The sequence below is a fragment of the uncultured Sutterella sp. genome, from assembly GCF_937923675.1.
In the GTDB taxonomy this organism is placed as follows: Bacteria; Pseudomonadota; Gammaproteobacteria; order Burkholderiales; family Burkholderiaceae_F; genus Sutterella.
Genome location: NZ_CALDXB010000072.1, coordinates 1 through 9231, shown reverse-complemented (window position 1 = coordinate 9231; position 9231 = coordinate 1). Strand labels below are relative to the sequence as shown.

Genomic DNA, 9231 nt, shown 5'->3' with positions numbered 1-9231 from the left:
ATTCTGCGCGTTACGGGAGGTTTGACAGCATTTTATTCGACTAGCAAATGCCCTTTAAGTGCGGTGCCGCCCGCGCCATAGGCAAATCCGTGCGTGAGAACCTCATCGAACCATTCCTTGAGAAGCGCCGGAACAGAGAACCAGTAGACGGGAAAGTCGAACACAACAATATCCGCTTCTCTCAGAAGCTTCTGCTCCTCGGGAACGTTGAAGCCTTTTTCGCCTCTGGCCCCGGCAAGTGCATGCACCTTGACGGAAGGAAGGAGTCTCAGGAGCTCCTCAAGAATCGCACGGTTGGCGAAAGACTCCCTGAAGTTGGGGTGTCCGTTGATGACAAGAATCTTTTTCATAGGAAAACCACTCAATTTCTGTTTCTCCAAAAAGAATTCCCGGCGGTTTGAAGTGCCGGGAATGTCTTTGAGGGAAAGCTTTCGGGAGGCGGAACCTTTATTCAAAAGTTCCACCCGGAATCCAGCTTACTGCTTGGAAAAATCCTTCCCGGCAGCCTGAGCCTTCTTCAGGTCGCCCGCAAGCGCGAAGGTAAGCTTATCGGGGTCGCAGAAGCGGCGCAGAGCCTTGTTGACATCGTCGACCGTGAGCTTCATCACGGCCTCCTCGGTAGCCTTCGAGAACTGCCAGGTCTTGCCGAGCTCAAGGTTGTTGACCCAGTTGGAGGCAATGAGGCCGTCCTGCGCGCGGTTGACCGCACGGGACTGAATGATGCCGCGCTTCGCCTCGGCGAGCTCTTCCTCCGTGATGCCGTCGCGATAGGCTCGGGCGAGCTCATCGCGAAGCGACTTCTCAGCCTGAGCGAGGTTCTGCGGAGCCACAATGGCGCCCACAGACCACTTCGCGCGGTTGCCGAAGGAAGGAAGCGTAATGCCCGAACCCGCGCCGTAGGAAAGACCTTCCTTCTGACGCAGACGGTTGACGATGCGGTTGGAGAGCCCGTCCGAGCCGCCGATGATCCAGTCGGCCGTAATAAGCGCCGGCATGTCGCTGTCGGTGAGGGACGCAGGCAGGTCGACGCGCGCGAAGAGCATCGCGTTTTCCTTGTCGGGCGTATCAATCACGAAGCGCGCAGGTCCGACAGGACGATATTCAGCAACGACGCGCTCGAAGGGAACCTCGGCCGACTTCTTGTCGACGATGTCCGCTTCAAGCTCCTTCGCCACTGCCTGCGGATCGAAGTCGCCCACAACGGCGATGTAGCCCTTCCCGAGACCGAAGACGCGGTCGTAGTAGCCCTTCACGTCGGCGAGCGTCACTTTTTCAAGGTCTGCCGTCACTTCAGTGGAAAGCTGCGCATGGCGCGCATCGCCCTCGGGATACGTATTGAAGTGCGCCGTAATGGCGTCGCGACCCTTCGTCGCCGGTTCGTCAGAACGCGCCTTCATGCCGGCGATCGTCTGCTGACGGAGCGTTTCGAATTCCTTTTCAGGATAGGTCGACTCGGTAAAGAGCTTGCCGACGAGCTTGATCGCCTCGCCCAGGTGCTCGCGGTCGGTCGTGAAGCTGAAGGGCGAGCCTTCCATCTTGAGGTTCGTGAAGGCGTCCTCAATCTCCTCGCGCGTCATCGTCTTCGTGCCGCGCGTGATCATGGAGGATGCAAGCATCGGCACGGCGCTCCGTGCGAGCTCCTTGTTGTTGCCCACATTAAAGCGCATCTTCACCACGACGGTTTCGCCGCGGGTCTTCTTCGGCAGAAGCGCAACCTTCACGCCCTTCATGTCGACGATCTGCGTGCGCGCATCAATGTTGTCCTGAGAGGGGTCGAAGGCCTCAACCTCGGCTCCCTTTTCGGAGAACTTATAGCGGCTGATGAGTTCCTCAGCCGTGGGCGCAGGTCCGATGTCGGCGCGCTTCGGATCATCGGTCGGGACGAAAAGTCCCACGACGCGGTTGTCGCGCACGAAGTACTTCGCGGCGGCCTTGTTGATGTCCTCTGCCGTAACGGCCTTCACCTGCTCGCGGTCGGCGAAAAAGAGCCTCCAGTCGCCCAGAGCGATGTAGTCGGAAATGTCGACGCCGAATTCCTCAGGATCCGCGAGCGTGCGCTCGAACATCGTCTCCTGATCGGCCTTCTGGCGGCCGAGCTCCTCGGCGGTGACGCCGGCTTCGCTAAAGGCATTTTCAATAAGCTCGACGAGCTTCGTCTTCACGGCCTGGATGTCGCCATCCTTCTTCACCATGGCGCCGAACATTACGAAGCCCGGCTTCTGGGCCGCGATCGGCCAGCCGAAGACCTGGGAGGCCATGCCGGTTTCAACGAGGGCCTTGTAGAGCCGTCCGCTCGGCGCATCGGCGAGAATGTCCGCCGCCATAGCGGTGGGTTCATAGTCGTCGGAGAGCGCCGACGGAATGCGGTAGCCGACGGCGACGAGCTGCGACTCGCCCTTTCTGCGGATGTAGAACTCGCGCTCGCCGTCCGCCTGAGGCTCAACGGTCCATTCCTTCGGAAGAACGCGTTCGGGCTTTGGGATGGGACCGAAGAATTCATTGATCCAGCCGAGAACCGTCTTCACGTCGAATTTGCCCGACACGGTGAGGACGGCATTGTCCGGCTGATAGTAGAGGTGGTAGAAGGCCTGCAGATTGGCGATCTCAACGTTTTCAATGTCGCTTCTCGCGCCGATCGTCGAGCGGCCGTAGCTCTGCCAGTCGAACATCACGCTCTGCATGCGCTTCATCATCACGGAAAGGGGCTTGTTTTCGCCCATTTCGTATTCGTTTCTCACCACCGTCATTTCGGTGTCGAGATCCTTCTGCGCGATGAAGGAGTTGACCATGGCGTCGGCCTGCCAGCCGAGCGCCCATTTCATGTTGTCGTCCGTGGCCGTGAAGCTCACGAAGTAGTTCGTGCGGTCAAGCCAGGTCGAACCGTTCATGCGGAAGCCCCGGCGGGTGAATTCCGCCGTCGGATTGGGATAGTTCTTAGACCCCTTGAACATCAGGTGCTCAAGGAGGTGCGCCATGCCGGTTTCGCCGTAGTTTTCCTGCCGCGAGCCGACAAGGTAGGTCATGTTGACCGTGGCCGTGGGCTTGGCGGCATCCGGATAAAGCACCACCCTCAGACCGTTGGCGAGGCGGTACTCCGTAATGCCCTCAACCGTGACGTAAGGCGTCGGGAGTTCATTCATTTTGTTCTTGTCCTCTTGGGCGAGCGCGCTCGCGCTCCCTGCCGCCGCGGATGCGAAAAGCGCGGCGCACAGAATATTTCTGAAAATCTGCATCTTCGACCCTTATTCAGAGAGATGCGCAAACCTTAGCTGAGGAGATTATTCTCCTCCAGCCATTTCGGTGCCGAGATGTTACCAACAGCCTGCGCCGCAAGCGACAAAGTGATGCATATCCGGACGCTCCGCAGTGCGCTCAGGCATAGGCGCTTTGGGCTATCCTTAGCGGCCTTGATTTCTTAAAAAAGCTCAATGCGCCCGAAGGTCATTTTCAGGACGCATGGAGCCCGCAAGCATGAAATTTCTTTTCGACATCTTCCCCGTCATCCTCTTCTTTGCCGCCTTCAAGGGCGCGGAGCACTTCCCCGCTGAAGCGATCGACCTCGCGGGAAGCCTGATCGGAGACGGCGTGACCGCAACCACCGCCCCGGTATTTCTCGCCACCGTCACCGCCATCGTCGCGACCTTCCTGCAGATCGGCTGGCTGAAGCTGAAGGGCCGCAGGATCGAGCCGATGCTCTGGATCAGCCTTGCCGTCATCGTCGTCTTCGGCGGACTGACCCTCTGGCTCAAGAATGAAATGTTCATCAAGTGGAAGCCCACGATTCTTTACTGGATCTTCAGCGGCATTCTCCTTTTCGGCAGCTTCACGGGCCGCAACTTCATCCGCACGCTCATGAAGAACGCCATCGACATGCCCGATGCCGCCTGGGGGAAGCTCCAGTGGATGTGGATCGGCTTCTTCATCGTGGTCGGCATCCTCAACCTCATCGTCGCCTACTCCTTCCCGACGGAAATCTGGGTCGACTTCAAGCTCTTCGGGCTGATCGGGTTGACATTGATTTTTACAATTGCCGCTGCAGTGTGGATGACAAGACAAGCATCCGAACGGCAGAATTGACCGAAAATTTCCCCGGCTACTCCTCTGGCGCGAGCGCCCCTCCGGCGCATCCTGCACAGCAGAGTCCTTTCAAGTACTCAAATTCAAAAGCTATGGATAAGAAAGTAATTGCTCTCGGCGCTGCCGCTCTTCTCATCGCCGGAGCCGCCAACGCGGAACTCAAGGCCTTCAAGGTGAACGGCGAAACCGTCACCGTTGCTGAGCAGAAGGCCATTTACGACCGTGCCGTTCAGGCCGGCCAGCCCGCGGGCGAAGGTCTCGAGCGTCAGGTGAAGAACCTTCTCATCCAGCAGACGGTTCTCCTTCAGGAAGCCAACAAGGCGAAGATCGCCAACAAGCCCGACGTGAAGCGCGCCATTGAAAATTCCCGCGATCAGATCCTCATCCAGGGTCTCGCTCAGGACTGGGCTCAGAAGAACCCGGTTTCCGAAGCCGACCTCAAGAAGGCCTACGATCAGGACAAGGCCGCCTACGGCGACACGGAATATCAGGTTCGCCACATTCTCGTGAAGACCGAGGACCAGGCGAAGAACCTCATTTCGCGCCTCAACAAGGGCGCCGACTTCGGCAAGCTCGCTCAGGAATTCTCTGAAGACACCGGCAACAAGGCCCAGGGCGGCCTCCTCGGCTGGGTTGTTCCGCGCTCCTTCGTTCCTGCCTTCGGCGCTTCCTTCACCGCCCTGAAGCCCGGCGAAATCGCCCAGTCTCCGATCCGCACGCAGTTCGGCTTCCATGTCGTGAAGCTTGAGGCGAAGCGCAAGGCCGAGCTCTATCCCTCCTACGAGAGCCAGAAGCCGGTGATCCGCAATGCGCTCGCCAACCAGAAGGTGCAGATGCACTTCCAGGATCTCATCAAGAAGGCCAACGTTCAGTAATCGAACGCGCTTCTGAGAATCCGGCAAAAACGCCTGGGACGCTTTTCGTCTTCAGGCGTTTTTTCTTTAGTGCCTTTCGCAGGGCTGCAGGCAGAAGCGCTCTGCGTCCCGTGCGTTACTTTTTGCTTTCTTCGCTCAGCTTCTTCAGGCTTTCGAGGCTATCGAGCACATCCTCAACGGAAAGCTTCTTCGCGCGCTCAAGATCCGCCGCCGAAAGCTTGTGTCCGAGAATGCGGGCATCAGCCGCGGCATTTCTTTCCGCCTCAAAATTCTTCACGGGCTTTGAAGCGGCTTCGTAGAGCACGTAGGCGGCAACCGGATTCTTTTCAACGCCTTCGCCGTCGCGCAGAAGATTGGCGAGGGCAACGTAGGCAGCCGGGAAGCCGCCCTTCGAGGAAAGGTAGTACCACTTGGCAGCTTCCTTCTCGTCGATTTCCACGCCGTTCCCGGTAGCGAAGTAGTCGCCGAGGTTCTTGTACGCAATGATGGAGCCGTTCTTCGCGGCTTCGCGGTCCCAGATCAGCGCCTGACGGGGATCCATCTTCACGCCGATACCGTTGCGGTAGGCGTGAGAGAGCGCGATCTGGCACTTTTCGTTCCCGAGATAGGCGCCCTTTTCCCACCAGATGGTGGCTTCCAGAGGAGCCGCCTTCTGACCGAGCCCGTTGCGGAGCATGTCGCCGATGTAGTACATCGCGTCGCCGTTGTCCTTCGCCGCCTCCTTCTTAAAGGTGCGCATCGCATCGGCGTACTTTTCGTTCTGGATCTGAGCGACGCCGTCGGCAACGCTTGCCGAAGCCGGCGCGGCGCTGAGGGTCATGAGCCCGGCACCCATCACGGCGCCGAGGGCTGTCCGAAGGAAAAGCGACTTGATCATCAGGAGTCTCCAAAGAATATTCGCGCTTAGGGGGAAGCCATGAGCAGCCTTAAGGCTCATGCACTTCTATCCGTTATAGAGAAGAACTTTAGCCGTCAATCCTTAAGCGAAGCTCAAGCCTTCGGAAGTTCCTTCACCCGGGGGCTGCGGGCGAGTTCCGAAAGCGTCTCCTCGATGAAGGAGTCGTCCTCAAACGTTGCGAACCACTCGGCAAGGGGCCCCGCAGGCTTCTTGCCGTCCGCCCGCGCGGCCTGCAGAAGTCCGTTTCTCGGATCCACGAGAAGCGCGAAGACCGCATCGCGAAGCGTCTTTTCCTTCGGATCGCAGAGAAGCGCCCAGGCGGTCAGATGCCTTCTTTCATTTTCGAGAATGGGCGCGCAGTAGTCGTATTCGGAAAGCCGGATGAGAATGCGCTCGATCGCCTGCGGATAGCTGTCGACGGCCCGCGCGAGATCCTCTTCCGCCACGATGGGGCGTCCCGCCTCGCGCGCGAGCGTGAGCTCCTTCAATAAGGCGACCCCCGTCAGGAAGTCGTTTCCGAGCATGTAGGTGTCGGCAAAGCGTCCCGAGGTGAGCTGCGGAATGGCGGCCGTCACCGCGGCGCCCGCGAAAACAAGGATCCAGGCGATGTAGAGCCATAGAAGGAAGACGGGGAACGCCACGAAGGCCCCGTAGATCGAGGAAAGCGTGCCGGCGGTGATGTAGATCTCAAATCCTTCCTTCACGATCTGCCCCGTGACCGCGACGAAGAGCCCGCCGATCAGCGCATGCGCAAAAGGCACCTTGCAGTTGGGAACGAGCTTGAAGAGCACCGCATACGCAAAGGTCTGGAGGAAGACCTGAAAGAAGACGAAAACCCAGCCCGGGAGGCTTACGTCGGTTGAGCCCGCAGCGATGCGGATCGCCTGAGTCGTGAGCGTGATTGAAAGCGCAATGCCGACGGGTCCGAGCGTGAGGAGCGCCCAGTAGATCATCGCGCGCTGCGTCCAGGGGCGCATGCGGCGGACCTTGAAGATCCGGTTAACCGTCACGAAGAACTTGTCGATCATGAGGAGCGCCGTGAGGGACAACCCAGCAAGACCGAAGGCCCCGAGCCCGGAGGCGTGATCGCTGAAGAGCTTCAGGTACTTCATGATCACTTCGCTGTACTGAATCGGCAGGAAGCTGTTGAAAACGGCGTCCTCAAGCGCCTTTCGGGTATCCGCGAAGCTCGGGAAGGCTGCAAAGACGGCGAGCGATACCGCGAGGAGCGGCACGAGCGACAAAAGCGTCGTAAGCGTCATCGAGGAGGCGACCTCCTGAAGATGGGCTTCCCGCATGCGCGCCACGGCAAAGCTCATGAGGGAGCGCAGGGTGTCGAAGAGACGATGGCTGCGGACGGCTTCAATGAATAACGACTTCTGCATGGACGCGGATCCTTCTGGGTAATGCCCAAATTATGAAGGACTGCGGTCCCTAAGCAAAAGACCCGGAATGCGCGAGAAAGCGCGACCCGGGTCTCTGCGTCAGCCGGAAGCCTTCAGCGCCGCTCAGGGCGGGCTGAAAGCCTCAGGCTTACTTCGCGAGCGTCACGATGCGGTTCGAATCGAGCACTTCAAACGTGTCGCCCTTCTTCACGAGGCCGCGGATGTCGGTAAGGCCGGCGGGGAGGCCCAGCACGGACTCAACCGCTTCCTTTGCCACGTCGATCGTGATGAGAACGTTCCAGTTCTTCGAAACGGCGTAGAGCTTGCCGTCTTCCCAGACCATGCCCGTCACGTAGAGTTCGCCGAGGGAACGCTCCTTCTTCAGCATCGGAGCGGCAGGCGTGAATTCGCCCGAGAGCACCCAGTCGGACTGAAGCGCCTTCGAGATCACGAAGGTCTTCTTGTTCTTGTTGTCGGGAACGGTGGCCGTATAGATGTAGCGGCCGTCCGTCGCGCTCGAGTGGATGTAGAACATCTTCGCGCGTTCCGTGCCGATGCGCGCGCGCCCGAAGCCGCCGACAGCCTCGACATGGTCGCGGCCGGCCGTAAAGTTGGCCCAGCCCTTCACGTCGTCGGCCTGCGGGTTCTGACGAATGCGCAGAATCGACTTGTTGGAGCCCATGAGAACGTAGGCGTCGTCATTGAGAGGCGTCACGCCGACCAGATCAAGAACGTTCGCCGAGAACCAGGGATCCATGGCGGCATGGAACTTGGTCGTGAGGTTGGGATTGAGGAACCAGAAGTCGTACTTCGAGGCAACCACGTACTCGCCGCGGATGAAGGCGACGGTATTGAGCTTCGCGGTGATGCCGGGAACGGCCTTTTCACCCGCGACCTTGAGTTCGCCCGTGAGTTCAAGGGGCGCATTCTTCGCGTCATGCTCGAACGTGATGCCGAGCTTCGCCGCATTGGGCGCGTAGGCAAAGTCCGGATCCTTCACGTCGCGGCGGCCGAGGAAGTTGATGCCGTCCCACATGCCGTGCCAGCTCGCGTCGGACCAGTAGATGTACTTGGGATTCCAGGAGAAGCGCCAGGGATCGCCCTGACCCCAGTTGGGCGGAAGACCCGTGGTCCAGGCGGCCTGGAAGGCGTTCGAGGCGATGATGAAGCCCACGATGCCGAAGGCGATCTTCATGAAGCCCGTCATCGGACGCCAGGACTTGCCGCGAAGCTCGGCGATAAGCGCATCAAAGCGCGGGGCAAGGAAGCAGGCGAGACCGAAGAGCATCACGACGCACCAGAAGACGATCTCAGCCCACATCTGGGTGTGGATGCCGAAGATGTCGAGGCCGAAGCCCTGGCCCACGTCGCGGGCCGCATGGTTGCCGAGATGGCGGAAGGACGAGTAGAGGCCCATGGCCGCCATGACGAGCATCGTGGCGAGATACTTGGGCTTGAAGCCATAGCGCACCATGAAGAGCGCCACAACGCCGATGAAGGCCATCTGTTCGCGCTGTCCCCAGCAGAGCGTGCAGGGCGAATCGCCCATCAGGTAGCCGAGGATCAGGTTGGCGATGCCAACCGGCAGGAGGACGATGAGAAGGCCTCCCCAGCAGACGATGTCGTACCAGGTCTTGGCTTTGGCGATGTCCTTATCCGTAATCGGAGCCGAATAATCCGTCATTCTGTTTTTCTCCGATTAAAGGTTCATGTTACCGAGAATGGCAGTGGAAACGTGGCCGACATACATGAAGACGACGGAGAACCACGCGACGATGGTGAGGCACCAGGCAAGCTTTTCATTGGCGGGTCTGAACCAGATCAGCATCACGGCAACGAAAAGCATCAAGAGCTGAAGAAACTCCATTGATATTTTTCCTTTGATGGTTTTCAAATCGGAAGAGGCTTCTTCCGAAAGGTCCGCGAATTCTGTAGGAGAGTCTTTAGGGGACTTCCATAAAATAAATGCCTGTAAATTCTGAAAATTTCAGAGTTT

Annotated in this window: 8 protein-coding genes; 2 read left to right on the top strand and 6 right to left on the bottom strand. The window is 59.0% G+C overall.

Annotated features, from left to right (window positions below):
* Positions 1 to 32 precede the first annotated feature (32 nt).
* Together Q0106_RS07950 and Q0106_RS07945 are read right to left on the bottom strand one after the other, a co-directional pair.
* A complete protein-coding gene (locus Q0106_RS07950; RefSeq protein ID WP_297611274.1) occupies positions 33 to 350 on the bottom strand; it encodes an NAD(P)H-dependent oxidoreductase in 318 nt (105 codons plus the stop codon).
* A 126-nt stretch (positions 351 to 476) separates the two neighbouring features.
* Positions 477 to 3233: a pitrilysin family protein gene (locus Q0106_RS07945; protein WP_297611271.1), complete on the bottom strand. Its 2757-nt coding sequence runs from the start codon at positions 3231 to 3233 to the stop codon at positions 477 to 479.
* A 238-nt stretch (positions 3234 to 3471) separates the two neighbouring features.
* Here Q0106_RS07945 and Q0106_RS07940 point away from each other — a divergent pair, with 238 nt between their 5' ends.
* Together Q0106_RS07940 and Q0106_RS07935 are read left to right on the top strand one after the other, a co-directional pair.
* Positions 3472 to 4077, top strand: a complete 606-nt coding sequence (locus tag Q0106_RS07940; protein WP_152157440.1) for a septation protein A — start codon at positions 3472 to 3474, stop codon at positions 4075 to 4077.
* A gap of 92 nt (positions 4078 to 4169) precedes the next feature.
* A complete protein-coding gene (locus Q0106_RS07935) occupies positions 4170 to 4952 on the top strand; it encodes a peptidylprolyl isomerase (RefSeq protein WP_297611268.1) in 783 nt (260 codons plus the stop codon).
* 115 nt (positions 4953 to 5067) lie between these two features.
* On the opposite strand, the gene Q0106_RS07930 is transcribed toward Q0106_RS07935, so the two are convergent.
* The 4 genes from Q0106_RS07930 to Q0106_RS07915 all read right to left on the bottom strand — a co-directional run bounded on the left by Q0106_RS07930 (position 5068) and on the right by Q0106_RS07915 (position 9102).
* The gene (locus Q0106_RS07930; protein ID WP_297611265.1) at positions 5068 to 5829 is read right to left on the bottom strand and encodes a tetratricopeptide repeat protein; all 762 of its coding nucleotides are present in this window, start codon (positions 5827 to 5829) and stop codon (positions 5068 to 5070) included.
* 113 nt (positions 5830 to 5942) lie between these two features.
* Positions 5943 to 7235 (bottom strand): YihY family inner membrane protein, encoded by a 1293-nt coding sequence (locus Q0106_RS07925; RefSeq protein WP_297611262.1) that lies wholly within the window; start codon positions 7233 to 7235, stop codon positions 5943 to 5945.
* Positions 7236 to 7383: 148 nt separating this feature from the next.
* Positions 7384 to 8919, bottom strand: coding sequence for a disulfide bond formation protein B (locus tag Q0106_RS07920; RefSeq protein ID WP_297611259.1), 1536 nt, complete (start codon positions 8917 to 8919; stop codon positions 7384 to 7386).
* Positions 8920 to 8934: 15 nt separating this feature from the next.
* Positions 8935 to 9102 carry a dihydroneopterin aldolase gene (locus Q0106_RS07915; RefSeq protein ID WP_297611257.1) on the bottom strand — a complete coding sequence of 56 codons (168 nt, stop codon included), beginning with the start codon at positions 9100 to 9102 and terminating at the stop codon, positions 8935 to 8937.
* Between the last annotated feature and the right edge of the window lie 129 nt (positions 9103 to 9231).